The sequence below is a fragment of the Marinobacter aromaticivorans genome (assembly GCF_002806975.1).
In the GTDB taxonomy this organism is placed as follows: Bacteria; Pseudomonadota; Gammaproteobacteria; order Pseudomonadales; family Oleiphilaceae; genus Marinobacter; species Marinobacter aromaticivorans.
Genome location: NZ_NIHD01000005.1, coordinates 1 through 25,964 on the forward strand (window position 1 = coordinate 1; position 25,964 = coordinate 25,964).

The 25,964-nt window shown below is 55.6% G+C and carries 23 protein-coding genes, 2 rRNA genes and 1 other RNA gene; 23 read left to right on the forward strand and 3 right to left on the reverse strand.

Going from position 1 to position 25,964, the window contains the following annotated elements:
• Positions 1–92: 92 nt before the first annotated feature.
• The 14 genes from CDH48_RS08705 to CDH48_RS08770 all read left to right on the forward strand — a co-directional run bounded on the left by CDH48_RS08705 (position 93) and on the right by CDH48_RS08770 (position 13,746).
• A 23S ribosomal RNA gene (locus tag CDH48_RS08705) occupies positions 93–2,984 on the forward strand.
• 107 nt (positions 2,985–3,091) lie between these two features.
• Positions 3,092–3,207, forward strand: a 5S ribosomal RNA gene (rrf, locus tag CDH48_RS08710).
• A 143-nt stretch (positions 3,208–3,350) separates the two neighbouring features.
• A complete protein-coding gene (locus CDH48_RS08715) occupies positions 3,351–4,901 on the forward strand; it encodes a 2-isopropylmalate synthase (RefSeq protein ID WP_100688354.1) in 1,551 nt (516 codons plus the stop codon).
• A complete protein-coding gene (locus CDH48_RS08720; RefSeq protein ID WP_100688355.1) occupies positions 4,901–5,713 on the forward strand; it encodes a 2-isopropylmalate synthase in 813 nt (270 codons plus the stop codon). The genes CDH48_RS08715 and CDH48_RS08720 overlap by 1 nt, the downstream gene beginning before the upstream one ends.
• The gene (gene rimI / locus CDH48_RS08725; RefSeq protein ID WP_227521017.1) at positions 5,680–6,201 is read left to right on the forward strand and encodes a ribosomal protein S18-alanine N-acetyltransferase; all 522 of its coding nucleotides are present in this window, start codon (positions 5,680–5,682) and stop codon (positions 6,199–6,201) included. Before CDH48_RS08720 ends, rimI begins: the two co-directional genes overlap by 34 nt.
• 88 nt (positions 6,202–6,289) lie before the next feature.
• Positions 6,290–7,870, forward strand: a complete 1,581-nt coding sequence (prfC, locus tag CDH48_RS08730) for a peptide chain release factor 3 (protein WP_100688357.1) — start codon at positions 6,290–6,292, stop codon at positions 7,868–7,870.
• A gap of 22 nt (positions 7,871–7,892) precedes the next feature.
• Complete coding sequence (locus tag CDH48_RS08735) at positions 7,893–8,666, forward strand: TatD family hydrolase (protein ID WP_100688358.1); 774 nt, start codon at positions 7,893–7,895, stop codon at positions 8,664–8,666.
• A 213-nt stretch (positions 8,667–8,879) separates the two neighbouring features.
• The gene (gene rplM, locus CDH48_RS08740) at positions 8,880–9,308 is read left to right on the forward strand and encodes a 50S ribosomal protein L13 (RefSeq protein WP_100688587.1); all 429 of its coding nucleotides are present in this window, start codon (positions 8,880–8,882) and stop codon (positions 9,306–9,308) included.
• Between the two features lie 12 nt (positions 9,309–9,320).
• On the forward strand, positions 9,321–9,713 hold the full coding sequence (rpsI, locus tag CDH48_RS08745) for a 30S ribosomal protein S9 (RefSeq protein ID WP_100688359.1): 393 nt from the start codon (positions 9,321–9,323) through the stop codon (positions 9,711–9,713).
• Between the two features lie 245 nt (positions 9,714–9,958).
• Entirely contained in the window at positions 9,959–10,552 is a 594-nt protein-coding gene (gene petA / locus CDH48_RS08750; protein ID WP_100688360.1) for a ubiquinol-cytochrome c reductase iron-sulfur subunit, read from the forward strand.
• Entirely contained in the window at positions 10,552–11,784 is a 1,233-nt protein-coding gene (locus CDH48_RS08755; RefSeq protein ID WP_100688361.1) for a cytochrome b, read from the forward strand. Before petA ends, CDH48_RS08755 begins: the two co-directional genes overlap by 1 nt.
• Positions 11,784–12,536 carry a cytochrome c1 gene (locus CDH48_RS08760; RefSeq protein WP_100688362.1) on the forward strand — a complete coding sequence of 251 codons (753 nt, stop codon included), beginning with the start codon at positions 11,784–11,786 and terminating at the stop codon, positions 12,534–12,536. Before CDH48_RS08755 ends, CDH48_RS08760 begins: the two co-directional genes overlap by 1 nt.
• 110 nt (positions 12,537–12,646) lie before the next feature.
• Complete coding sequence (locus CDH48_RS08765; protein ID WP_100688363.1) at positions 12,647–13,276, forward strand: glutathione S-transferase N-terminal domain-containing protein; 630 nt, start codon at positions 12,647–12,649, stop codon at positions 13,274–13,276.
• Between the two features lie 59 nt (positions 13,277–13,335).
• Positions 13,336–13,746, forward strand: a complete 411-nt coding sequence (locus tag CDH48_RS08770) for a ClpXP protease specificity-enhancing factor (protein WP_188437709.1) — start codon at positions 13,336–13,338, stop codon at positions 13,744–13,746.
• Positions 13,747–13,800: 54 nt separating this feature from the next.
• Here CDH48_RS08770 and CDH48_RS08775 read toward each other — a convergent pair whose 3' ends face one another.
• The 3 genes from CDH48_RS08775 to CDH48_RS08785 are packed head-to-tail and all read right to left on the reverse strand — an operon-like array spanning position 13,801 to position 16,656.
• Positions 13,801–14,391: a D-sedoheptulose-7-phosphate isomerase gene (locus CDH48_RS08775; protein ID WP_100688365.1), complete on the reverse strand. Its 591-nt coding sequence runs from the start codon at positions 14,389–14,391 to the stop codon at positions 13,801–13,803.
• A gap of 6 nt (positions 14,392–14,397) precedes the next feature.
• A complete protein-coding gene (locus tag CDH48_RS08780; protein ID WP_100688366.1) occupies positions 14,398–14,766 on the reverse strand; it encodes a YraN family protein in 369 nt (122 codons plus the stop codon).
• Between the two features lie 27 nt (positions 14,767–14,793).
• A complete protein-coding gene (locus CDH48_RS08785) occupies positions 14,794–16,656 on the reverse strand; it encodes a penicillin-binding protein activator (protein ID WP_100688367.1) in 1,863 nt (620 codons plus the stop codon).
• A 159-nt stretch (positions 16,657–16,815) separates the two neighbouring features.
• Between CDH48_RS08785 and rsmI the strand changes: the two genes are divergently transcribed.
• The 9 genes from rsmI to mraY all read left to right on the forward strand — a co-directional run bounded on the left by rsmI (position 16,816) and on the right by mraY (position 25,964).
• On the forward strand, positions 16,816–17,685 hold the full coding sequence (rsmI, locus tag CDH48_RS08790; protein ID WP_100688588.1) for a 16S rRNA (cytidine(1402)-2'-O)-methyltransferase: 870 nt from the start codon (positions 16,816–16,818) through the stop codon (positions 17,683–17,685).
• Between the two features lie 56 nt (positions 17,686–17,741).
• An RNA gene (gene rnpB / locus CDH48_RS08795) (RNase P RNA component class A) lies at positions 17,742–18,102 on the forward strand.
• 303 nt (positions 18,103–18,405) lie between these two features.
• Positions 18,406–18,858, forward strand: coding sequence for a division/cell wall cluster transcriptional repressor MraZ (mraZ, locus tag CDH48_RS08800; protein ID WP_100688368.1), 453 nt, complete (start codon positions 18,406–18,408; stop codon positions 18,856–18,858).
• Positions 18,855–19,838, forward strand: a complete 984-nt coding sequence (gene rsmH, locus CDH48_RS08805) for a 16S rRNA (cytosine(1402)-N(4))-methyltransferase RsmH (RefSeq protein ID WP_100688369.1) — start codon at positions 18,855–18,857, stop codon at positions 19,836–19,838. The genes mraZ and rsmH overlap by 4 nt, the downstream gene beginning before the upstream one ends.
• 2 nt (positions 19,839–19,840) lie before the next feature.
• A complete protein-coding gene (gene ftsL / locus CDH48_RS08810; RefSeq protein ID WP_100688370.1) occupies positions 19,841–20,245 on the forward strand; it encodes a cell division protein FtsL in 405 nt (134 codons plus the stop codon).
• A gap of 32 nt (positions 20,246–20,277) precedes the next feature.
• The gene (locus CDH48_RS08815; protein ID WP_100688371.1) at positions 20,278–22,017 is read left to right on the forward strand and encodes a peptidoglycan D,D-transpeptidase FtsI family protein; all 1,740 of its coding nucleotides are present in this window, start codon (positions 20,278–20,280) and stop codon (positions 22,015–22,017) included.
• 4 nt (positions 22,018–22,021) lie between these two features.
• Complete coding sequence (locus tag CDH48_RS08820) at positions 22,022–23,506, forward strand: UDP-N-acetylmuramoyl-L-alanyl-D-glutamate--2,6-diaminopimelate ligase (RefSeq protein WP_100688372.1); 1,485 nt, start codon at positions 22,022–22,024, stop codon at positions 23,504–23,506.
• Positions 23,503–24,894: a UDP-N-acetylmuramoyl-tripeptide--D-alanyl-D-alanine ligase gene (locus tag CDH48_RS08825; protein ID WP_100688373.1), complete on the forward strand. Its 1,392-nt coding sequence runs from the start codon at positions 23,503–23,505 to the stop codon at positions 24,892–24,894. The genes CDH48_RS08820 and CDH48_RS08825 overlap by 4 nt, the downstream gene beginning before the upstream one ends.
• Positions 24,879–25,964, forward strand: a complete 1,086-nt coding sequence (gene mraY, locus CDH48_RS08830; RefSeq protein ID WP_100688374.1) for a phospho-N-acetylmuramoyl-pentapeptide-transferase — start codon at positions 24,879–24,881, stop codon at positions 25,962–25,964. Before CDH48_RS08825 ends, mraY begins: the two co-directional genes overlap by 16 nt.

Sequence of the window (25,964 nt, forward strand, 5' to 3'; positions counted from 1 at the left end):
TACAAACGCCTTGTCTTTTGATGTTGCCTTTTATCAGGTGGTGTTGGGAGAGAGCGTGGTTGTACCAGCGATCAGTTGTCTTGGGGTTATATAGTCAAGCAACTAAGCGCATACGGTGGATGCCTTGGCAGTCAGAGGCGATGAAAGACGTGGAAGCCTGCGATAAGGCTCGGGGAGCTGGCAAACAAGCTGTGATCCGGGCATCTCTGAATGGGGAAACCCACCCGATTTCGGTCGGGTATCTTGCACTGAATACATAGGTGTAAGAGGCGAACCGGGGGAACTGAAACATCTAAGTACCCCGAGGAAAAGAAATCAACCGAGATTCCCTCAGTAGCGGCGAGCGAACGGGGACTAGCCCTTAAGCGTAACAAAAGGTAGGAGAAGGCTCTGGAAAGTGCCGCCATAGTGGGTGATAGCCCCGTATCCGAAACCTGAGTTGCGTGAAATCGAGTAGGACGGGGCACGAGAAACCTTGTCTGAATATGGGGGGACCATCCTCCAAGGCTAAATACTCCTGACTGACCGATAGTGAACCAGTACCGTGAGGGAAAGGCGAAAAGAACCCCTGTGAGGGGAGTGAAATAGATCCTGAAACCGTATGCGTACAAGCAGTCGGAGCGGACGTGTTCCGTGACGGCGTACCTTTTGTATAATGGGTCAGCGACTTATGTTCAGTGGCGAGGTTAACCGTTTAGGGGAGCCGTAGGGAAACCGAGTCTGAATAGGGCGATTTAGTCGCTGGGCATAGACCCGAAACCGGGCGATCTATCCATGAGCAGGTTGAAGGTTGAGTAACATCAACTGGAGGACCGAACCCACTGTCGTTGAAAAGCCAGGGGATGACTTGTGGATCGGAGTGAAAGGCTAATCAAGCCCGGAGATAGCTGGTTCTCCCCGAAAGCTATTTAGGTAGCGCCTCGGACGAATACCACAGGGGGTAGAGCACTGTTTCGGCTAGGGGGTCATCCCGACTTACCAACCCGATGCAAACTCCGAATACCTGTGAGTACTATCCGGGAGACACACGGCGGGTGCTAACGTCCGTCGTGAAGAGGGAAACAACCCAGACCGCCAGCTAAGGTCCCCAAATTCCAGTTAAGTGGGAAACGATGTGGGAAGGCTCAGACAGCTAGGAGGTTGGCTTAGAAGCAGCCATCCTTTAAAGAAAGCGTAATAGCTCACTAGTCGAGTCGGCCTGCGCGGAAGATGTAACGGGGCTCAAACTGGATACCGAAGCTGCGGCTGCATACATTGTATGCGGGGTAGGGGAGCGTTGTGTAAGCCTGCGAAGGTGAGTTGAGAAGCTTGCTGGAGGTATCACAAGTGCGAATGCTGACATGAGTAACGACAATGCGGGTGAAAAACCCGCACGCCGGAAGACCAAGGGTTCCTGCGCAACGCTAATCGGCGCAGGGTGAGTCGGCCCCTAAGGCGAGACCGAAAGGTGTAGTCGATGGGAAACGGGTTAATATTCCCGTACCTTGGATAGCTGCGATGGAGAGACGGAGAAGGCTAGGTGAGCCGGGCGACGGTTGTCCCGGTTTAAGCGAGTAGGGAGTGGACTTAGGCAAATCCGGGTCCACAATCCTGAGACGTGACGACGAGCACCCAAATGGGAGCGAAGTCATTGATGCCCTGCTTCCAGGAAAATCTTCTAAGCTTCAGGCTATTTGAGACCGTACCCCAAACCGACACAGGTGGTCAGGTAGAGAATACCAAGGCGCTTGAGAGAACTCGGGTAAAGGAACTAGGCAAAATGGTGCCGTAACTTCGGGAGAAGGCACGCCGGTGGTATGTGACGCCCCTTGCGGGTTGAGCAGAAGCCGGTCGAAGATACCAGGCCCCTGCGACTGTTTATTAAAAACACAGCACTGTGCAAACACGAAAGTGGACGTATACGGTGTGACGCCTGCCCGGTGCCGGAAGGTTAATTGATGGGGTTAGCGTAAGCGAAGCTCTTGATCGAAGCCCCGGTAAACGGCGGCCGTAACTATAACGGTCCTAAGGTAGCGAAATTCCTTGTCGGGTAAGTTCCGACCTGCACGAATGGCGTAACGATGGGGGCGCTGTCTCTACCCGAGACTCAGTGAAATTGAAATCGCCGTGAAGATGCGGTGTATCCGCGGCTAGACGGAAAGACCCCGTGAACCTTTACTATAGCTTCACAGTGAACTTTGAATATGTTTGTGTAGGATAGCTGGGAGGCTTTGAAGCGTGAACGCCAGTTTGCGTGGAGCCGACCTTGAAATACCAGCCTGGCATGTTTGAGGTTCTAACTCTGGCCCCTGATCGGGGTTGAGGACATTGTGTGGTGGGTAGTTTGACTGGGGCGGTCTCCTCCTAAAGCGTAACGGAGGAGCACAAAGGTGGGCTAAGTACGGTCGGACATCGTGCGGTTAGTGTAATGGCACAAGCCCGCTTAACTGCGAGACTGACACGTCGAGCAGGTACGAAAGTAGGTCATAGTGATCCGGTGGTTCTGTATGGAAGGGCCATCGCTCAACGGATAAAAGGTACTCCGGGGATAACAGGCTGATACCGCCCAAGAGTTCACATCGACGGCGGTGTTTGGCACCTCGATGTCGGCTCATCACATCCTGGGGCTGAAGCCGGTCCCAAGGGTATGGCTGTTCGCCATTTAAAGTGGTACGCGAGCTGGGTTTAGAACGTCGTGAGACAGTTCGGTCCCTATCTGCCGTGGACGTTGGAGATTTGAGGAAAGTTGCTCCTAGTACGAGAGGACCGGAGTGAACGAACCTCTGGTGTTCGGGTTGTCACGCCAGTGGCACTGCCCGGTAGCTATGTTCGGACAGGATAACCGCTGAAAGCATCTAAGCGGGAAGCCCCTTCCAAGATGAGATCTCCCTGGACCTTTAAGGTCCCTGAAGAGCCGTTCAAGACCAGGACGTTGATAGGTCGGGTGTGTAAGCGCTGCGAGGCGTTGAGCTAACCGATACTAATTGCTCGTGCGGCTTGACTATATAACACCCAAGACAATTGCGGATAACGCCATAAAGTCTGAAAAGACGAAAAAATCCATGTCACAGTGAACAACCTCTATCCCGTCCCCCAGTGATCAACCGTTTTGTCTGACGACCATAGCGGCTTGGAACCACCTGATCCCATCCCGAACTCAGAAGTGAAACAGGCCAGCGCCGATGGTAGTGTGGCATTTGCCCATGTGAGAGTAGGTCATCGTCAGACGCTTAAATAAAACAACCCCAGCGGGTAACTGCTGGGGTTTTTTTTGTGTCTGAATTAATCCGGCAGCGAGCCGAAGCGCTGCTCCTTATGCGCCCCGGTGATATACTGTTTTAACAAAACCAAATGCGAATGGAGCACCTTCAATGTCTGGCAACGATCATCTGGTTATATTCGATACAACTCTCCGTGATGGTGAGCAAAGCCCCGGCGCTACCATGAATAAAACGGAAAAACTCCGGATTGCCAAGGCCCTTGAGAAGCTCCGTGTTGACGTTATTGAAGCAGGCTTTGCAATTGCAAGTCAGGGTGACTTTGAAGCGGTAAAATCTATTGCCGAGACGATCAAGGAATCAACCATTTGCAGTCTCGCCCGCGCTCTGGACAAAGATATTGATCGCGCAGCTGAGGCGATTCGCCCTGCCGAGCGGTCGCGCATCCATACATTTATCGCCACATCGCCCATCCACATGAAACACAAGCTGCAAATGCAGCCAGATGAGGTGATTGAACAGGCGGTGCGGTCGGTCAAGCGCGCCCGAAGCCATGTTGATGATGTTGAGTTCTCCTGTGAAGATGCCGGCCGTTCCGAGCTGGACTTCCTGTGTCGCATTATTGAAGCCGCTATCGATGCGGGCGCAAATACCATCAACATTCCGGATACGGTTGGTTATGCAATACCTGAGCAGTTTGCTGAAACGATTCACCAACTGCTTAACCGGATCCCCAATGCTGATAAAGCCATTTTTTCCGTGCACTGCCACAACGACCTGGGGCTTGCGGTGGCGAACTCGCTTGCTGCGGTAACCCGGGGTGCGCGGCAGGTAGAGTGCACTATCAACGGCCTGGGAGAGCGCGCTGGCAATGCTGCCCTGGAAGAGCTGGTTATGGCCGTGCGCACACGTCAGGACCTGTTCAACATAGACACGCGCATAGATGCCCGCCATATTGTCCCGACTTCGCGCCTGGTCTCCACCATTACCGGTTTCCCCGTGCAACCCAACAAAGCCATAGTGGGGGCGAACGCGTTTGCCCACGAATCGGGGATTCATCAGGACGGCGTGCTCAAGCATCGTGAGACATACGAGATCATGCGTGCCGAGGATGTTGGCTGGCACACCAACAGCCTGGTTCTGGGCAAGCACTCGGGGCGCAATGCGTTTCGCACCCGCTTGCTTGAGCTGGGTATTCAGTTTGAAACCGAGACAGAGCTGAACGAGGCGTTTACGCGCTTCAAGGCGCTGGCCGATCTGAAACATGAAATATTTGATGAGGACTTGCAGGCAATTGCCAGTGACACCCCGCAGAAGGATGAAGAAGGAAGGTACCGGCTTGTTTGTTTGCAGGTATGCTCAGAAACAGGCGTGGTTCCCAAGGCCCTGCTGACGCTGACAATGGATGAAAAAGAACACAAGGTTGAGGCGGAGGGCAGTGGCCCGGTGGATGCCACCTTCAAGGCAATCGAGTCCCTGGTGGATTCCGGTTGCAATCTGCAGCTGTATTCGGTGAATAACATTACCAGTGGCACCGACGCCCAGGGAGAGGTTACCGTGCGCCTTGAGCGTGGCGGCAGGATTGTAAATGGCGTCGGCGCAGATACAGATATTATTGTTGCATCAGCCAAGGCTTATATTGAGGCCCTTAACCTGATCAGCCGTGGAGGGATCCGGCAGCATCCACAGGTCGCAGATGTTTGATGATTGAAAGCGAAACGCAGAGACAGTTTTATCTGGGCGTTGCAGGCATCCGCATGTGGTATGCTCGCGAGCCTTTGCCCGGTGCCGCGCCCAGCCCGGAATTTCAGTTTCCGGAATCGGACGAACCTGCGCCCCAGCATTTGCCCGCGCGGGTTGCTGACCGGTTTGCCGCAGAGCAGGTACCGCTTCCGCCATCGGATACTGGCGGGCAGAGCGCCAAGCGGATTGCCAGTCTCCATGCGTTGATGGAGAATGAAAAAACACCTGAACCAGACACCCCGTCCGCAAATCAGGGCCGCCCCCCAGGCTCTGGTTCAGATAAAGCAGCTACCGATCCTGACGTTGTTGTTTCCCCGTCAGCCGGGTCCCGGGGTGACGTTACTGATGCGATAAACCTCAATCTCGGCATATTTTCTGGCAAAGATCATGTCCTGGTTGCACATATCTCCAGAGAAGCCAGTCTGCGGCTGCAGGAGGCGCTTTCCGGAAACATACTGAAAAGTCTTGGCGATCATCAGTCAGGACCCGCTGACCAGGTACACTGGCCAGTATTCAATAATCGTCTTGTGCCCGGTAACGCCCTGGCTGACCTGAAACTTGTTCTGACACAGGTGCTGCGTGGTCTGGAGGGCAAGAGGGTGATTGTTCTCGGGGATATGACTGGCCTGAGCGATGTTGGCTCCTGCTGGCTGAAAGAAATTCTTCAGCGGGCTCCTGATATTGAATTCGGGCATTCTCTGGCGGAACTTGCCAGCGATCCCGCTCTCAAGCGCGTCCTGTGGCAAAAACTGAAATCCATGGCTACTGCGTGATGTGGAAGAAGGAAGATGCGTATGACCCTGCGCGCGGCCTTGAACTGACCATAAGGTCATTAGTGCCTGGCGATTTACCCCAGGTGCTTGAGATTGAACGTCTGGCCTATTCCTACCCCTGGTCTGAGGCAGTATTTCTGGATTGTTTCAAACCCGATTACCGCGTTTGGGGTGCCTGCCTTGGAGACGATCTGGTGGGGTACGCTGTGGTGACGCATATACTTGATGAGGTGCACCTGCTGAACCTTTGTGTGCATCCGGGGTGGCGCGGGCATGGAGCAGGCAGGCGATTGGTGCGCCACCTTCTTGCTGAAGCCGTCCGTGAGGAAATGAACCAGGTTTTACTCGAGGTGCGCCTCAGCAACAAGGTTGCAACCAGGCTGTATCGCAACGAGGGGTTTGAGGAAATAGGGCGCCGCCCCGGGTATTATCCGGCAGCCTCCGGATGGGAGGATGCCCGGGTGATGTCCCTGTTGTTGCATACCTGATGGTCGCTGCTTGTGTTCGCGTAATAGCATCTTAGCCCTTATAATGGGCGCCTTTTCCAGAATATCTGACGCAGGTTCCTGTTCAACTATGTCTCACCTCTCCCGGGAAGTGGCTAAACGCCGCACCTTTGCCATCATTTCTCACCCTGACGCCGGTAAGACCACAATTACCGAGAAGGTTCTGTTATTCGGCCATGCGCTGCAGAAGGCAGGGACGGTCAAGGGTAAGAAATCCGGCCAGCACGCGAAATCTGACTGGATGGAAATGGAAAAAGAGCGGGGCATTTCCGTAACTACCTCGGTGATGCAGTTTCCCTACCGAGACAAGCTGGTGAACCTGCTGGACACGCCGGGTCACGAGGATTTTTCGGAAGATACCTACCGCACACTGACAGCCGTAGACTCCTGCCTGATGGTAATTGACAGTGCCAAGGGGGTTGAGGAGCGGACCATCAAGCTGATGGAGGTTACCCGGCTCCGGGATACACCGATTATCACCTTCATGAACAAGCTGGACCGGGATACCCGTGATCCGGTGGAGTTGATGGATGAGGTGGAGGATATCCTGAAAATCGCCTGCGCACCGATTACCTGGCCCATCGGCATGGGCAAGAGCTTCAAGGGTGTTTATCACCTGTTGCGGGATGAGGTGATTCTCTACCAGAGTGGGCACGGCCACACCATTCAGGAAGTCAGGGCTATCAGCGGGCTGGATAATCCGGAGCTTGATGCAGCGATCGGTGCATACGCCAGCGATTTACGTGATGAAGTGGAACTGGTGAAGGGTGCATCGCACGAATTTGACCGCGAAGCCTTCCTGGCCGGCAAGCTTACTCCGGTGTTTTTCGGTACGGCCCTGGGCAACTTTGGTGTTGACCATATGCTGGATGGACTGGTGGACTGGGCGCCCGATCCCCAGCCCCGGGAAACTGACCTGCGGCTGGTAAAGCCCGATGATCCGGGTTTCTCCGGTTTTGTTTTCAAAATTCAGGCGAACATGGATCCGCAACACAGGGACAGAGTTGCATTCATGCGCATAGTGTCCGGCAAGTACAGTCAGGGCATGAAGGCGCGCCATGTGCGTATTGGCAAAGAGGTGCGTTTTGCAGACGCACTGACGTTTATGGCCGGGGATCGTGAGCAGGCGGGTGAGGCCTATGCCGGTGATATCATTGGCCTGCATAACCACGGAACCATCCAGCTGGGCGATACCTTTACCGCCGGCGAAGACATGAAATTCACCGGCATTCCCAATTTTGCCCCTGAGTTGTTCCGGCGCATCCGGTTAAAAGATCCCCTGAAGGCGAAACAGCTCCAGAAAGGGTTGATCCAGCTCTCGGAAGAGGGGGCGGTTCAGGTCTTCCGGCCTTTGCGCAATAATGACCTGATTGTGGGGGCCGTAGGTGTTCTGCAATTTGATGTGGTGGTCAGCCGGCTCAAGACAGAATACAAGGTTGAGGCTGTTTACGAGCCGATCAATGTGGCAACGGCGCGCTGGGTAACCTCCAGGGATGAGCGTAAGCTGGATGAGTTTCAGCGCAAGAACAATGATAATCTGGCGCTGGATGGGGGCGATCGGCTGGCGTATATCGCACCCACAATGGTTAACCTGAGCCTGGCTCAGGAACGGTATCCGGATATCGAGTTCCACAAAACCCGGGAACACTGACTTTTAGTGGGTGGAAGCAGATATGAAGCTGGTCGATGCCCATTGCCATTTTGATTTTCCGCAGTTTGACGGAGTGCGCGATAAGACCCTTGAGGCGGCCTCCCGGGATCATCTTGCGGGGCTGGTAATCCCCGGTGTGCGTCGTGCGGACTGGGAGCGCGTCAGAAGTACAGCCTTGGCGCATGAGGGTTTGTATTATTGCCTGGGCATTCACCCATGGTTTGTTGCTGAACACTCCAGCCGGGATCTGGAGCAGCTGGAACAAATCATTCAGACCCGCCCCGAGCGGTTTGTGGCCATTGGTGAGTGCGGCCTGGACCGGCTGCACGGCACGATGGAGGACCAGTATCCCTGGTTCGAGGCGCAGATTGAGCTGGCATTGAAAAACGGTCTTCCTCTGGTGATTCACTCAGTGAAAACCCATGACGAGGTGCATGCCACACTGAGGCGGAAGAATTGGGTCGGCAGGGCTCTGCTGCATGGATTTTCAGGAAGCTATCAGCAGGCTGAAAAACTGATCGGCCAGGGGTGTTTCATTGGCGTTGGAGGTGTTATAACCCACCCGCGGGCCCGCAAAACCCGGGATACAGTTGCACGGTTGCCTCTTGAGGCCCTGGTGCTTGAGACAGATGCCCCGGATATGGCTCCGGAAGGCGTGCAAGCCGGAGCCAATTCCCCGGCTTATCTGCGGCAGATTCTTGAGTGTCTCGCCGGGATACGGGGAGAGTCTGTGGATCATGTGGCCTCGGTGATATTTGCCAATACACGCCAGCTTTACGCCCGGGCTCTTTGGTAATGTTCGCGTGATAAAACAGTGGTAGCCGGGGTTGGTTTTTGTTGCTTGTTCGAGTATACTTCGCGCCCTGGCTTTTCAAGGCGATGCCGCTATCTCAGCCCCGAATAGCGTCACTGCCAATCAGATACAGGTAAAGAGCCCCCACCGGATATAATGAAGTGTTCCGGAGGTGGTTTTAACGTTTCTTTTTTTATAGCGTTCAAGGCGGAATCAATGAAGACTCTGAGTGCGAAACCAGAAAGCGTAAAGCGTGACTGGTACGTTGTAGACGCAGCCGGCAAGACGCTGGGCCGTCTGTCAACCGAAATCGCCCGTCGTCTGCGGGGCAAGCATAAGCCTGAGTATACCCCTCATGTAGACACCGGCGATTACATTGTTGTTATCAATGCGGGCCAGGTGCGGGTTACCGGCAACAAGTCATCTGACAAGATGTACTACAGCCATACCGGCTTTCCGGGTGGGATCAAATCCATCAGCTTCGAGAAGCTGGTAGACAAGGCGCCTGAGCAGGTTATTCAGAAGTCTGTCAAAGGCATGCTTCCGAAAGGCCCGCTTGGTCGCGCCATGTTCAAGAAGCTGAAAATCTATGCAGGCGCTGAGCACCCCCATGCAGCCCAGCAGCCCAAAGAACTCGACATTTAACGGAAGGCGGATATGTCTGTAGCACAAAATTACGGTACTGGTCGCCGCAAAACATCCACGGCTCGGGTGTTCATCAAGCCGGGAAGCGGTAACATCTCCATCAATGGTCGCTCTATCGAAGAGTTCTTCGGTCGTGAGACCCTGCGCATGATCGTGCGTCAGCCGCTGGTTGTTTCTGAATCTGCGGATCGTTTTGATATCAATATCACCGTCAAAGGTGGTGGCAGTAGTGGCCAGGCAGGCGCTATTCGTCACGGCCTGACCCGTGCCCTGATGGATTACGATGAAACTCTGCGCCCTGCAATGCGCAAAGCGGGCTATGTTACTCGCGATGCCCGCGCTGTTGAGCGTAAGAAGGTTGGTCTGCGCAAGGCGCGCAAGCGTCCTCAGTTCTCCAAGCGTTAACTTTCGCTGGAGCAGATCCCGAAAAAAACCCGGCTATTTTGGTCGGGTTTTTTTGTTTATAAAGCAATGCAAGTCAAATTGATCTGGAGCAGAGAAGAGGCTCTGGTGGCGGCTTTCCGACTTGTAAGGCCATGGTAATTTCATTACCATTTGAGCGCTTATATTTTTGGATTGTGAAGTCCTTTTCGATGCACACTGTCGGCTTTCTGGCGGGTTGTGACATCGCCTGATGGGAGAAAACCATAATGAATAATGGCGACGTGAGCCAAGGTCGGCGCCGGTTTCTGATCGGCGCTACGGCTGCGGTCGGTGGAGTCGGCGTCATTGGTGCGGCAGTTCCTTTCGTGGCATCCTGGAATCCCAGTGCCAAAGCGGAGGCGGCTGGTGCGCCGGTGACAGTCAACGTAGAAAAGATAGAGCCTGGGCAGCAGATAACAGTTGAATGGCGAGGTAAGCCTGTTTGGGTTATCCGCCGCACCCCGGAAATGCTGGAAAATATCAAAAAGCTTAACGACAGATTAAGAGACCCGCAGTCTGAGGAGCCGCAGCAGCCGGAATACATCGATGGCGTGTATCGTGCACTGAAGCCTGAGTTTGCCGTGCTGGTAGGCATATGCACCCATCTGGGTTGTGTGCCAACGTACAGGCCCGAGGTGGCCCCTGCCGACCTGGGCGATGAGTGGCTTGGGGGTCTGTTCTGCCCGTGTCACGGCTCCCGTTTCGATCTGGCCGGGCGGGTATTTTTCTCGCAGCCTGCACCTCTGAACCTGGAAGTGCCGCCTTATCGCTTCGATGATGACGTGACACTCACGATTGGTCTTGATCCGGAGGCAGCGTAATGCAGAAACTTCTTAATTGGGTCGACGAGCGTCTGCCCGTTGTTGATGCCTGGAATAAGCACCTGGCTAAGTATTACGCGCCGAAAAACTTCAACGTATGGTATTTTTTCGGTTCTCTGGCAATGCTGGTATTGGTCAATCAGCTGGTGACCGGTATCTGGCTTACCATGAGCTATAACCCCACGGGTGAGGGTGCGTTCGCATCCGTTGAGTACATCATGCGCGATGTGCAGTGGGGCTGGTTGCTGCGCTACCTGCATTCCACGGGTGCGTCCGCGTTCTTTATTGTGGTGTACCTCCACATGTTCCGTGGTCTTATGTACGGTTCCTATCAGAAGCCCCGGGAGTTGATCTGGCTGTTCGGTATGCTCATCTACCTCGTGCTCATGGCCGAAGCCTTTATGGGTTATCTGCTGCCCTGGGGGCAGATGTCATATTGGGGTGCCCAGGTTATCGTCAACCTGTTTGGTGCTATTCCGGTTATTGGTGAAGATCTGTCTCTGTGGATTCGCGGTGATTATCTGATCTCCGGTATTACCCTGAACCGTTTCTTCGCGCTGCACGTGGTTGCGCTGCCGATTGTTTTGCTCGGTCTGGTGGTTCTCCACATCCTTGCCTTGCACGAAGTGGGTTCCAACAACCCCGACGGTATCGAGATCAAAAAGAATAAGGATGAGAACGGCATACCCAAAGACGGCATTCCGTTCCACCCGTACTATTCCGTGCACGATCTTGTGGGCGTGGCGGTATTCTTCTTTATCTTCTTTGTCGTGGTGTTCTTCTTCCCGGAGATGGGTGGGCTCTTCATCGAGAAGCCAAACTTTGAGCCGGCAAACGCGCTCAAGACACCCGCCCACATTGCGCCTGTGTGGTATTTCACGCCTTTTTACGCCATGCTTCGTGCGGTCACGGTAGACCTGTTCGGGCTGCCAGCGAAATTCTGGGGTGTGGTTGTTATGGGCGGCGCGATTGCCATTCTGTTCGTCTTGCCCTGGCTGGACAGAAGCCCGGTAAAGTCCATCCGCTATAAGGGGTGGTTAAGCCGGATTGCGTTGGCGCTGTTTGCGGTCAGTTTTGTCGTTCTCGGTTATCTGGGCCTTGTGCCGGCTACCGAAGGGCGCACCATGGTGGCGCAGATTCTGACGGTAGTGTATTTCCTCTACTTCATTCTGATGCCGTTTTATACGCGCATGGAAAAAACCAAGCCAGTACCAGAGAGGGTGACAGGATAATGAGAAAGCTGATTTTTGGTCTTTTCATCGCATTCCTGCCGGTTCTCGGGCTGGCAGCCGTTGGCCTTCCGCTTGATCCGATCAAGACGGATCACACTGACAAGGTATCCCTGCAGCGAGGAGCGGCTCTGTTTACGAACTACTGCATGGGGTGTCACTCCATGGAGTACGCTCGCTACAAGCGTGTTGCTGATGATCTCGAGATTCCGGTCGAGCTGTATGAGGAGAACCTCATATTCACCGGCGCCAAGATCGGAGAGCTGATGAAGAATGCCATGGATAAGGATACAGCCGCCGGCTGGTTCGGGGCTCCACCACCGGATCTTACGCTGGAAACCCGCTTGCGCGGTGAGTCCTGGGTCTACTCCTACCTGCGTGGTTTTTACAAGGATGAGACGCGTCCGCTCGGCGTGAATAATGTGGTGTTCCCTGCGGTGGGCATGCCTCATGTTCTGGTCGATCTTCAGGGCTTGTGTGCGGTTGAGCCAAACATTGGTAAAAAGGCCAGTGTTGAGCCCCTGAGCGGCAACGTCAATAACGCAGGTGTCTGCCCGGATTACGCCATCGAGGGCAGTATGTCGGGCGCTGAGTTTGACCGTGCCATGTACGATCTGACCAACTTCATGTCCTACATGGCGGATCCGATCAAGGTTGAGCGTGAGCGCCTCGGTATCTTCGTATTGATCTTTGTAGCCATTTTCTTTGTATTCGCCTACCTGCTCAATCGTGAGTACTGGAAAGACGTACACTGAGAAATAGGGTATAATCCCGTTCCCTGAGTTCCAGTGGGCGTTAACCGGCCCGCTGGAATTTTTGCGTTTTTTCAGGGCCAATTCGGTTAGTTTACTCGTGAGGTAGTTCTATGGGCGTTGTGACCAAGCGGTCATCGATGACGTTTTTCTCGGATCCGGCCAGCCACTATAGCCACAGAGTACGTATAGTCCTGGCAGAGAAGGGTGTGACCGTTGATATCGTTGATGTTGACCCGGATAATCCGCCAGCCGAACTGGCTGATCTGAATCCGTATAACGCCTTGCCGACTCTGGTAGACCGCGATCTGGTTCTCTACGAGCCAAACATCATGATGGAATATCTGGATGAGCGTTTTCCACATCCGCCGTTGTTGCCGGTTTATCCGGTTGCGCGCGCTAACAGCCGCCTGATGATCCATCGCATCCAGAAGGACTGGTGTGGTCTGGTGGATCAGATTCTGAGTCAGCCAAATGCCAAGGCCTCAGAGGTCGCTCGTAAGGAGCTGCGTGAAAGTCTGCTCGCAACTGCGCCGGTGTTTGGCGAAATGCCATTTTTCCTGTCTGAGGAATTCACGATTGTGGATTGCAGTATTGCGCCTATCCTCTGGCGCTTGCCAGCACTGGGGATTGAGCTCAATGACAAACAGGCGAAGCCGTTGCAGAAGTATATGGACAGTATTTTTGAGCGCGAGGGCTTCAAGGCGAGCCTTTCCGATCTTGAAGAAGATATCCGTAGCTGATTTCGCAGGGTTCCGTTTTACGGAACAGGAGACAAGCAGTGCCTGATAACAAGACCACCATGACATCCAGTCGCCCATATCTGGTACGAGCCTTTAATGAGTGGATACTGGATAACGACTGTACGCCTTATATCGTGGTGGATGCAGGTATTCAGGGTGTGCAGGTACCTACTGAGCATGTGGCAAACGGGCAAATCGTTCTGAATATCAGTCCTGGTGCTGTACGCGGTCTGGTCGTTGGTAACGGCGCACTGGAATTCAGTGCCCGCTTCGGTGGCGTGCCTATGCAGGTGTTTATTCCGCTTCAGGCGGTAATGGCAATTTACGCCAAAGAAAATGGCGAAGGTATGGTCTTTGGCAGTGAGCCGGGTTCTCCGGACCCTGATGGCACCAATGATCGCGAAGGCGCCCGGCAGTCTGGCCCGGAAGATCGGCCAACTGGTCGGCCAACCCTGAAAGTTGTGAAATAGTCGTCGAAGGGCGGCAGGTCATTCAAAAAAGCCGGCGAAAGCCGGTTTTTTTGTTCAGCCTCCGAACAGTTTGCCGTCCACCAGTGAGCAAAGGGCGTTTATTACCACCATGAGCAGAGGCGTGGCGTCGGTTGGTGAAAGGTCGTTCAGCGCGATCTCATGGTCTTCCGAATGCATAAGCGAGGTGATATCGGATTTCTCCCTGGCGCTTAGCACAACAACGTTCATTTCCCGGTCGTGGGCTGCTTGAATAGCCTGGATGAGGTTGGCTTTGTGGCCATCATCAACAATCACGAACAGCAGGTCACCTGGCTTGCCAATGGCTTTTACCTGGCGCGAGAAGGTGTCATTAAAACGATTGTCACGGCATATGGCCGAGTAAGTAGTCGCGTCGGCGCCCAGGTTGATGGCGGGCAAGGCCGGGCGGTCATGCTCAAAACGGTTCAGGAAGGCGGTGCAGAAATACTGTGCGATGACGTTGGCGTTACCATTGGCGCAGGCAACTATCTTTCCGTCATTGAGGAGGGTGTTAACAAACGCATCCGCGGCCTGTTCTATTGCCGGCCCGATTGTGCTGGCTGCCTGGGCAGTATGTTCCATGTGGCTAGCAAATAACTGGTTGATCAGGTTTTCCATGTCGTTCATCAGTTTTTACACATCCGCCTGAATTGCATTTTTAATCCATTGTACCCGGTATTTTTTTACGGTTCCCGGGCTGATTGCCACCACGTCAATTCTGGTGAGACTGTCCCAGAGATGGTGCCGGTGCAGATAGAAAGAAACCGCTTTAAGCAGCCGGTGTTGCTTGGGCCGGGAAATCGAACTGGCCGGATCAACAAGGCTACCGCTGCCCCGGTAGCGCACCTCAAAGAACACCAGGGTGTCTTTGTCCAGCCCTATCAGATCAATTTCGCCGCCCCGGTTATATACGTTGCGTTGGAGAATTTGCACACCGCGGGATATCAGGTAGTGTTCTGCAACGCCCTCAAAATGTGTTCCGATGGCTTTGCGGCCTTCCATGGCTGCGGTTCCTTGTGAGTGCGGGGGTTAGTTGGTCAGTGCCTGGGGGCTGATGTCTTCCTCCCTGCTGCCGGGTTCCGGTTGAGGTAGCAGTGTGGGTGTTCCATTTTTGAACTGGGCCCAGAGTTGGGTGCGGTGAATGCTGCCGGCCGGGGTCATGATGAGTTCCCCTGTCTGCCCATCCACCGACGCCCCACGGACTTGGCGAAGCAGGGGCAGGCGCTTGCTCAGCTGCCATGCGTCGGCGCCCATGGCAAACAGTCGGCCCAGCTGGCCGCGGGTGCCTGGCAAAACCTTGCTTGCCTGCTCCCGTAATGGATTTTTGTCGTTCAACACCCACGGAATATCGGTGAATATAACCTGGTTCAGGTCCCGGTCCCGGGCGGCATCGGGCGTGCCTTCGTAGATGATCGAAGGGGAATAGACAGGCAGGTCCCCGCCGAAGTAAAAGGCAAACAGAGGTTTGAACTGGCGAGCCACGGCCGGCTCAGCAACCATGACAATGGCTTGGGCATCCTGACGCCGGCGCGGTTCGAATTCTACGTTCAGCCCAATGGTGCGTTCCACCTGGATGGCCCGGTCGCGGGATACGGTGATGCCCAGCAGGTCTGCGGTGACCGCACGCAGGTTGTCTTCACGGAAGAAGCGCTCTATATCCAGGATGACGGCTCCATTGCTCTGCATACGTTCCACAAGTGCGGCCTCAACGCGATCACCCCATTCGCCCTGGGGAATCAGCGCCAGTACCTGATTGATGTTTTGCTGCGAAAGCCGGTCAGCAATCTGTCGTGCTTCGTCCTCTGCAGAAAGACCGAACTGGTACAGGCCTTCGGGAGCCTGCTGGTTTTCAGGGAGATAGTTAAGGCCCAGGGCAGGGACAGGAAGCCTTTGAATGCTGGCGAGCCTGGCCAGGGCTTCTTTATCAAGTGGCCCTATAACCAGGTCTGTATCCTGGTTTGCCAGCTCTTTGTAAAGGGTATCAAACGCCCGATCGGAGGTATCTATTATGCGAATGTCGGTTTTGCTCCGGTCCGTGGAGTCATCCTGATAGTAGGCAGCCAGAAAGCCATCCCGAATGGCCTTGCCGGCACTGGCCAGCGGCCCCTTGAGAGGGACGGCCAGGGCAATTTTTTCCGGCCGGTTTGCTGCCAGGTTGGCAATAAGCTGGAGCTCTGAAGGCAGTACCTGTGCAGCCGGATGGCTGGGCCAGTTACTCTGCCAGCGTCGTACTATGCGGCCTTGATCATCAATGCTTAACCCGGGTGCGCGAATACTGGCGGCAAGCTCAAGCCAGCCTTCCGACTCAAAGCCTATGGTGCTCTCGCCGGCGGCAGTCAGCTGCTGATCCGGTACAGCTTTAAGGAGTGCCCATATCTGATCGTGGATCTGTTGCGGGTTAACCTTGCTGTCTGTCTGTGCAAGCAGCATCAGTGTTATGGCTGCCGAGAGCCGGTCGCCGGCCAGTGCGTAGGTGTCAGACTGGAGATTTGCCGCCCTGTGGACAAGATCCGGACTGTAGTCCCTGAAGTTTTCGGGGGAGAGGTCTGAAGCTATTGCGCTGGCCCACTCGCGGTCCTCCAGGGCCACAGCGCTCGCCATTGTGAGTAGCTGTTTCTGGGCTTTCAGGGATGGTGCAGGTTGCGCGAGTTGAGTGCTCTGCAGTAATGTGCGGGCCGCCCGGTGGTCGCCGCGATCCTGAAACCGGCTGGCAATCCGGAGCAGGTATTGCTGCGCCGTTTCTGTGTTGCTTTCCTTTGCTGCAAGCTCTAGCGCCTGGGATGGAGACTGGGCAACGTTCGGGTCCAGGTCAACACTGGCACAACCGGCAAACAGCAGCGTCAGTGTGAATAAACCGGCCAGTACACGATGATTAACTGGGTTCTTGGTCATGGCAAGCTCTATAGGTTCCGGAGTTTTGGGGCTTGTGGCGCCGATCTGATGGTGGCAAGTTTAACAGTTCCCGGACCAATTCACATGACGCAGCTGTCATGGTTGCGCGGTATCCCCAGGCGCGGCGCTTATTCTGAAAACCGAGGCAGTCAGTCAACTATGCAGATAAAAAAGCCAGTCGATCAACAGGGAACCTTGTATATCGTTGCCACCCCTATTGGCAATCTTGAGGATCTTTCCCCCCGTGCTGTTCGGGTACTGTCAGATGTGGCGGTTATAGCTGCGGAAGATACCCGCCATAGTGGGCGGCTGCTTCAGCATCTTGGTATCAGTAAGCCGCTGATTGCGTTACACGATCACAACGAGCGGGGCAGGGTTCAGGGCATACTGGACCACTTGCTGGCCGGTGCCGATGTGGCGCTGGTGTCGGATGCGGGTACACCGCTGATTTCTGATCCGGGCTATGTACTGGTTCGTGAGGCAAGAGCAGAGGGGTTGCGTGTGACCCCGGTTCCCGGGCCCTGCGCCCTGATCGCGGCCCTGAGTGCAGCAGGGCTGCCCACTGATCGTTTTCTGTTTTCAGGTTTTCTGCCTGCAAAGCGCTCGGGCCGGCGTGCAGCTTTGGAAGCACTGCGCAAGGAAACGGCTACTCTGGTGTTCTATGAATCACCGCACCGGATTGTGGATACAGTAATGGACATTGCAGCGGTTATGGGGGAGGCCAGGGAGGTAGTACTGGGCCGGGAAATAACCAAAACGTTTGAGACCTTCTACTCCGGTGCAGTCGCCGAGGTGCATGCAGCCTTGCTTGAGGATCCCCATGGCAATCGTGGCGAGTTCGTTGTCATGGTGCGGGGGGCAGACAAGTCAGAAGCGGGTCTTGTGGCGGGGGAGCTGGATGTCGACCGCTTGCTGGGCCTGTTGATGGCTGAGCTGCCCACCAGAAAGGCCGCAAAGATTGCCGCTGAGCTGACCGGGTTGAGTAAAAACGAACTTTACCAGAGAGCGCTTGATTTCAAGGCCGGCTGAGCCCTGGGAAGGCGCTTTTCCTTGCATGGTGCGTGGCGCAGGAGTATTGTCTTGCCCGAGCTCGCCAGACAGTCGCCGCCGGTTTTCCGGGGGAGGAAAGTCCGGGCTCCACAGGGCAAGGTGCCAGGTAATGCCTGGGCGGCGTAAGCCGACGGAAAGTGCAACAGAAAGCAAACCGCCTAAGTGTTCGTGGCTCGTTCACGAACACCGGTAAGGGTGAAATGGTGCGGTAAGAGCGCACCGCGTGGCTGGTAACAGTCCACGGCGATGGTAAACCCCACCTGGAGCAAGACCAAATAGGAGTCCTATGGCGTGGCCCGCGCTGGACTCGGGTAGGTTGCTTGAGGCCTGCGGTGACGCAGGCCCTAGATGAATGACTGTCCACGACAGAACCCGGCTTATCGGCGAGCTCAATTTTTTCCTCTCTTTGGATGCGTGTTTATTATCACGGCGCTCTTCTTATAGCTAAAAAATCTTAAACCTCACTTGTCTTCTTCAGACTTTTTTGCAGGTGTTTGATTTTCCTTCTTTTCTTTTCCGTAATGTCACCTTTCGCTCCCATCTTTCACTGTAACCTCTTGTCATAAAAGGAACTTTTCCAAGAGAGACGCTGTTTGCGGCGCTTGCATTGTGAATTGCGTGTTTCTATAGTGTGCACAAGTGGGAAAAAGTGGTTTCTAGTGGTTATTTGTGGTTTTCAGGTCTCCAGAGACGGGCTAAATGGGCAATTTCCTCGGCAGTCATGCCATCAATATGGATGCAAAGGGTCGTCTGGCGATCCCCGCCAAGGTGCGCGAAGGTCTCGCGCAGACTTGTGGTGGCCGCATTGTATTGACCGCCAATGCCGATGAAGAGCGGTGTCTGCTGGTTTATCCCGAACCTGAGTGGGAGGTTCTGCGCCCCAAAATCGAGGCCTTGCCCAATATGTACAAGTCCGCACGGCGCCTGCAGCGGCTGCTTCTTGGTAATGCAGCGCCCATGGAGATGGATTCTGCCGGGCGCATACTGGTGCCGCCCACCTTGCGCAGCTATGCCCACCTTGAGAAAAAACTGATGCTTATCGGGCAGGGCAAGAAGCTGGAGCTGTGGAGTGAGGAGCGCTGGCTTGCGTGGCTTGATGAATCGTCCTGTGATGAAGACATGCCGCCCGAGATGGAGGCGCTTTCCTTATGACCGCTGATCGCACGTCAGAGGCGGGAGCGGAGTTTTCCCACCGCTCGGTGCTTCTGGATTCGGCGGTCGACTATCTGGTCAGTGACCCCGAAGGCAGGTATGTGGATGGCACCTTTGGTCGCGGCGGTCACAGCCGGCTCATTCTCGGGCGTCTGGGTGTGTCCGGCGGTCTGCTGGGTATCGACAAAGACCCTGAAGCCATAAAGGTGGCCGAAGAGTTCGCTGCGGGCGATTCACGCTTCAAATATTTCCACGGTTCCTTTGCCGAACTCGGGCGTGCAGTGTCCGAGGCAGGCTGGGACAAGGTCAGCGGTGTGCTTTTGGATCTGGGGGTGTCATCGCCCCAGCTTGATGATGCATCCCGAGGCTTCAGTTTTATGCGGGAAGGTCCTCTCGATATGCGTATGAACCCGCTGCAGTCGCCGAGTGCGGCCGAGTGGCTGGCGCACGCGGAAGAGGGCGAGATTGCGGACGTCATCTTTCGTTATGGTGAGGAGCGGTTTTCCCGTCGCATCGCCCGTTTGATTGTTGCGCGTCGTCAGGGCGCACCAATAGAGACCACGCTCCAGCTTGCCGCTCTGGTGAACGAGGCGGTACCCAAAAAAGAGAAACACAAACACCCGGCAACGCGCACTTTCCAGGCAATTCGCATTTTTATTAACCGCGAACTGGAAGATCTGGAAATTGGGCTGCAGGCAGCTGTGGACAGGCTTGCACCCGGTGGCCGGCTGGTTGTTATCAGTTTTCATTCGCTGGAAGACCGGTTAGTGAAGCGCTTCATGCGGGATCTTGCCCGCGGCCCGAGGTTGCCCAAAGGCATTCCGGTGACCGCAGAGCAGGAGGCTTCCGATTATCGCCTGATTGGCAAGGCAAGCAAGGCTAACGCCGGCGAAGTCAGAGAGAACGTTCGTGCCCGCAGTGCTGTTATGCGGGTTCTGGAGCGTACCGACAACAAACATACAGTTCAGGGGAGCGCGTGACCATGGGCGCAGTGGCCATAGAGCCGGCAGTAAAACCGGCGAAGCTGAATAAAGAAAAAGTTCGTGAAGGCGTAAGTGTTGCTTTACGGATTTCGCGGCGAATTTTTACTGCCATGCGTCAGAAAAATGCTCTGGTGTCTCTGGCCCTCGCGGTGGTGCTTATAGGCTCCTCCATTGGTGTTGTTGTCAGCGCCCATGAGAATCGCGAACTGTTCAATACGCTGTCCCGGCTTCAGGCTGAGCGTGACCGCTTCCAGGCGGAATGGAGCCAGTTGCTTCTGGAGCAGAGTGCTCTGGGTGCCCACGGGCGCGTGGAAAAACTGGCGGCTGAGCGCTTCAGTATGGTGGTTCCCGGGCGCCAGGACATTGTTCTGGTGCCACTGATGTCGCCATTGGCGGCCCGATAATTAACGATAATAACAATTTCAGGGTGATCGGATTGTCCAGTCAGGAATCGGCAAGAACATTGAGCCAGAAAGTTGCGGCGGGTCTGAAAGCCTGGCGTTATGGCTCTGTGCTGGGCGTGTTCCTGTTGGTGGTACTGGCTCTTGGCTGGCGCCTGGTTGATCTGCACGTTGTGGATAATGATTTCCTGCGCAAGCAGGGCGATGTCCGCACGATTCGTGTGGAGGCAATAGATGCTCACCGTGGCGTAATCACTGACCGATACGGCGAACCTCTGGCGGTAAGCACGCCTGTACAGACAATATGGGCCAATCCCTCCGAGACAGATCCGAACGAGCCGCGCCTGGCTAACCTGGCCCGTGTCCTTGAAATCAGTGAGGCAAAGCTGCGACAGCGCCTGGCAACCTATTCGAGCCGGGAATTCATCTATCTGCGCCGGAAGGTGCAGCCCGGGCTGGCGACCAGGGCCATGGAACTGGATATTCCCGGAGTCTATGTGCGTCAGGAGTATCGCCGCTATTACCCGGCCGGGGAAGTAACCGCACACGTTGTCGGTTTTACCAATATTGATGAGCGCGGCCAGGAAGGCATGGAGCTGGCATACAACGAATGGCTTTCCGGCGAGTCCGGCCGCAAGCGCGTGTTGAAGGATAATCGTGGCCGCATCATCAAGGATCTGACACTGATCCGGGACGCCGCCCCCGGCCACAATCTTGAGCTGAGTATCGATCTGCGCCTGCAATACCTGGCCTATCGTGAACTGAAGTCCGTGGTTAATGCCCATGATGCCCGGGGCGGAACCCTGGTCATGCTGGATGTTGATACGGGTGAGGTATTGGCCATGGTTAACCAGGGTTCATACAACCCCAACGACCGTGCCCAGCTTGCTCCGGAAAACCTCCGCAACAAAGCCATCACGGATCTTTTTGAGCCAGGCTCTACCATGAAGCCCATAACGATGGCTGCAGCGCTTGAGTCCGGGCAGTATTCCGCAAAAACCACCATCGATACCTCGCCCGGCTATCGGCGTTTTGGCCGGTTCACCATTCGTGATCACCGAAATTACGGGGTTATGAGCCTTACCGACATTATCGTCAAATCCAGTAACGTGGGTATCAGCAAGATCGCCACTGAGCTGGGCGGCGATACGATTCGCAACCTCTATGCCCGCCTTGGCCTGGGCCAGCCTACCGGTATCGGATTCCCCGGTGAGGCAGTAGGCGTGCTACCGGCACCGCCGAAGTGGCGGCCCGTGGAAGAGGCAACCCTGTCATACGGTTACGGCATGAGCGTGAACGCGCTTCAGTTGGCCCAGGCTTACATGGTGATTGCCAATGGTGGCATACGGTACCCGCTCAGCCTGATGAAACTGGACGCCCGGCCCGAGGGCCACAGAGTGCTGTCGGAAGGTGTGGCCGCCGATGTGCGGGCCATGCTTGGAGAGGCGGTGTCCAGGGGTACGGGCAGGCGCGCCCAGCCCGGGTTCTATAGCGCGGGTGGTAAGACCGGAACCGTGCATCTTGTGGGCGCCCAGGGCTACGAGGATAGCCAGTACAAGGCGATTTTTGCTGGTATGGCACCGATTGATAACCCGCGAATTGTAACGGTTGTAGCCGTGGACGCTCCGCAGTCTGGCGAGTACTACGGTGGTGAAGTGGCGGCACCTGTGTTTTCCCGGGTGATGAGCGATGCGCTTCGCCTTCTGAACGTTAAGCCTGAGCTGGAAGTTGGCAGCGCTGGTCTGCAGAACGAAACATCTGGAGAGAGGGGGTAGGCCTATGTGCATCACGTCTCTCAGTACTTTGTTGCAGGGCATTGTTCCAGTGCCTTCGGTTTTTGATGTAACGATTCACGGGTTGCAATCCGACAGCCGCAGCATCCGCCCCGGTGACGCATTTGTTGCCCTGGCCGGCACATCTACGCCGGCTGATTACTATGTGGACAAGGCCATAGCCGCGGGGGCGACGGTGGTGCTACTGCAGTCAGAAACTGAGCTGGAGTGTCGTGAGTACCATGGGGCCCTCATTGTTCCGGTTCCGCAACTGCGAGATCTGCTGGGTAAAATAGCAGCGCGTTTTTATGAGCATCCGTCGCGCAGACTGCGGCTCATAGGCGTTACCGGTACCAACGGAAAAACGTCGGTGAGCCAGTACGTGGCCCGGCTTTTAAACGAGTCCGGCACGCCCTGCGGCGTGTTGGGAACTCTGGGCTATGGCATGCCGGGCGACTTACAGGAAGCGACTCACACTACCCCCGATGCGGTTCAGATCAATCGCGTGTTATCGGGCATTCTTGCAAAGGGAGGGCGCGCTGCCGTCATGGAAGTGTCTTCCCATGGTCTGGATCAGGGCCGGGTAGATGGTCTGGCCATATCCGCAGCCGTGTTTACCAATCTGACGCGGGATCATCTGGATTACCACGGTTCGATGGAGGCTTATGGTGCCGCCAAAGCCCGGCTGTTCGAGCGCGAGGATGTACATTTTTCGGTCATCAATTATGACGATCCTTTTGGTCGCCAGTTGTACGAGAAACTGGAAGGCCAATGTGACCGTGTTCGCTACAGCCTGCACGAGTCGGAGGTGGAACTCTGGCTGAAAGAATTCCACCCTACAGACGAAGGCTTTGATGCCGTGGTTGATGGGGAATGGGGATGTTTCCAGTTCTCTGCGCCTCTGATGGGCAGTTTCAACGCCAGTAATGTGCTCGCCGCAATGGCCACGGTGATGACGCTGGGCGCTTCGGTGGAACAGATCCGGCAGGGGGTGCAAAAACTGTCTCCGCCCCCGGGCCGGCTTGAGCGCTTCTGTGGCAAGGATGGTGTGCGTGCGGTTGTGGATTATGCCCATACACCGGATGCACTGGCCAATGCTCTGGCTGCTTTGCGGCCCCATGTAACGGGCAAGCTGATCTGTGTCTTCGGTTGTGGCGGGGACAGGGACAGCGGAAAGCGCCCGGAGATGGCGAGGGAAGCGGAAAAAGCTGCGGATATTGTCGTGGTCACAGACGACAACCCCCGAACAGAAAATCCGGAAAAGATCGTCGAGGATATTCTCGCAGGCTTTGCCAGCCCGGATTCTGTACGCGTGATTCATGACCGTGCCGAAGCGATCCGTTTTGCGATCAGCATGGCAACGCCGGATGATCTTGTTCTGATCGCCGGAAAAGGCCATGAGTCCTGGCAGGAAGTCGGGAGTCAGAAACTGCCATTCAGCGATGCGGCACAGGTTCGCCACATACTGAAGCTGGAAGGAGGTGCTGCATGATGCGCCCTTTCTCGCTCACCGAAGCTGTGCGATTAACCGGCGCAGCGTGCGACTCCCGGGGGCTGGACACAGTCCAGTTTTCCGGTGTGTCGACAGACACCCGTGCAATCAGGCCGGGCGATCTGTTTGTTGCGTTGCGTGGAGAGAACTTTGATGGCCACAATTTTTTGCAGGCGGCGCAGCAGGGAGGCGCCTGTGCTGTGGTGGTTGATACGCCGGAAACTGCCCTCGCAATACCACAGCTGGTTGTTACCAATACTGTTGATGCGCTGGCCGACCTGGCAGCAGGCAACCGGGATGAAAGTGCCGCCCGGCTGATCGCCATTACCGGCAGTAGTGGCAAAACCACCGTTAAAGAGCTGGCTGCTGCCATTCTGATGCGGATGGGCAACACCCTGGCGACCCGTGGCAACCTGAATAACCACATAGGGGTGCCTCTGACGCTGTTCGGCCTGGAACCAACCCACCAGTATGGCGTTATCGAACTGGGGGCCAGCGGCATCGGCGAGATTGCCCATACAGTCTCAATCACGCGGCCCTGTGTCGTTATTCTGACCAATGCCGGCCAGGCCCATCTTGAAGGGTTTGGCAGCTATGAAAACATTGTGCAGGCCAAGGGCGAAATCATTGAAGGCGTTGCCGATGGTGGCCTGGTGGTGTTGAACCGCGATGACCCGGCCTGTGACCAGTGGCTTGCCCGTGCGGGCAAAAGGCGGGTTGTCAGTGTAAGCCGCTACGATCATCCTGCCGCAGACTACAGGGCTGTTGCACAGCAGCCGCAAACACGAAAGCCGAGAATTGTGGTGACCGGCCCGGACGGCTGGTCCTGCACCTTATCGCTACCCCTGGAAGGCGAACACAACATAACCAATGCCCTGCTTGCCATTGCAGCAACCCGGGAGCTGGGCGCAACGGAGGAAGCTGTTGCCGAAGGGCTGGCCGCAATGGAGCCTGTTCGCGGGCGCCTTGAGACTATGAATCTGGCGGCTGGACTGACGGTCATTGATGACAGTTACAACGCTAACCCCGCGTCCATGAAAGCGGCGTTGAGTGTTCTTGCAAACCGTGAGGGTGAGCGTATTGCGATTTTGGGTGCCATGGGTGAGCTGGGGCCAACCGCCCGTGAACTGCACCGTGAAGTAGGGGCTTTCGCATCCGGGCTCGGGATTGATCGCCTGCTGGCGGTGGGAGCCGGTTGTGAGGGCTATCGCGATGGATTTGGTGAGGCAGCCGAGGTGTATCAAACCCACGACGAAGCCGTACAGGCCGTTGTCCGGGCTGACATGCCGCCGATGACCGTGCTGGTAAAAGGATCCAGAAGCGCTGCCATGGAGCTCGTGGTGGAGGGGATAAAAAACAAGGTGAATAACGCATGCTGCTCTGGCTGACAGGGGTTTTATCAAGTTATTTTTCGGCACTGACAGTGTTTCAGTACCTGACCCTGCGCGGGATTCTGGGGGTGCTGACGGCCCTTCTGATTTCGCTGTTTATCGGGCCGTTCATGATCCGCAAGCTGGGTCAGTACCAGATCGGGCAGGCCGTTCGTGATGACGGTCCGCAGACACACCTCAGCAAAGCCGGTACCCCGACAATGGGCGGCGCGTTGATTCTGGTCGCTATCGCCATAAGCACATTGCTGTGGGGCGACCTGACTAATCGTTACATCTGGGTGGCCGTACTGGTAACCCTGTTGTTTGGCGCCATTGGCTGGGTCGATGATTATCGTAAGGTCGTGGAGCGCAATCCCCGGGGCCTGCCCGGGCGCTGGAAGTATTTCTGGCAGTCGCTGATTGGTGCAGCAGCTGCCATCGTGCTGTACTTCAGTTCGGCACTGCCGCAGGAAACATCGCTGTATCTGCCATTCCTCAAAAACGTGTCACTGACGCTCGGGCCGGTGCTTTTCATTCTGCTGTCGTACTTTGTGATTGTGGGCAGCAGCAATGCCGTCAACCTGACGGACGGCCTGGATGGCCTGGCAATTATGCCAACTGTCATGGTCGCCGGCGCCCTTGGTATCTTCGCCTATGTTTCCGGTAACGTTCAGTTTGCGAATTACCTGCTGATTCCGCATTTGCCCGGAACCGGTGAGCTCATTGTCTTTTGCGGTGCCCTGGTTGGCGCCGGGCTTGGATTCCTCTGGTTCAACACCTACCCTGCGCAGGTTTTTATGGGCGATGTAGGGGCATTGGCTCTCGGTGCCGCCCTAGGTGTTGTCGCCGTGATCGTGCGTCAGGAAATTGTGCTTTTCATTATGGGCGGGGTATTCGTTATGGAGACCGTGTCTGTGATTCTGCAGGTGGCTTCCTTCCGCTTGACCGGTCGCCGGATTTTCCGGATGGCGCCACTGCATCACCACTTTGAACTCAAGGGCTGGCCGGAACCGCGGGTGATTGTGCGTTTCTGGGTTATTACCGTGGTTCTTGTTCTGATTGGCCTGGCCAGTCTGAAGATACGATAG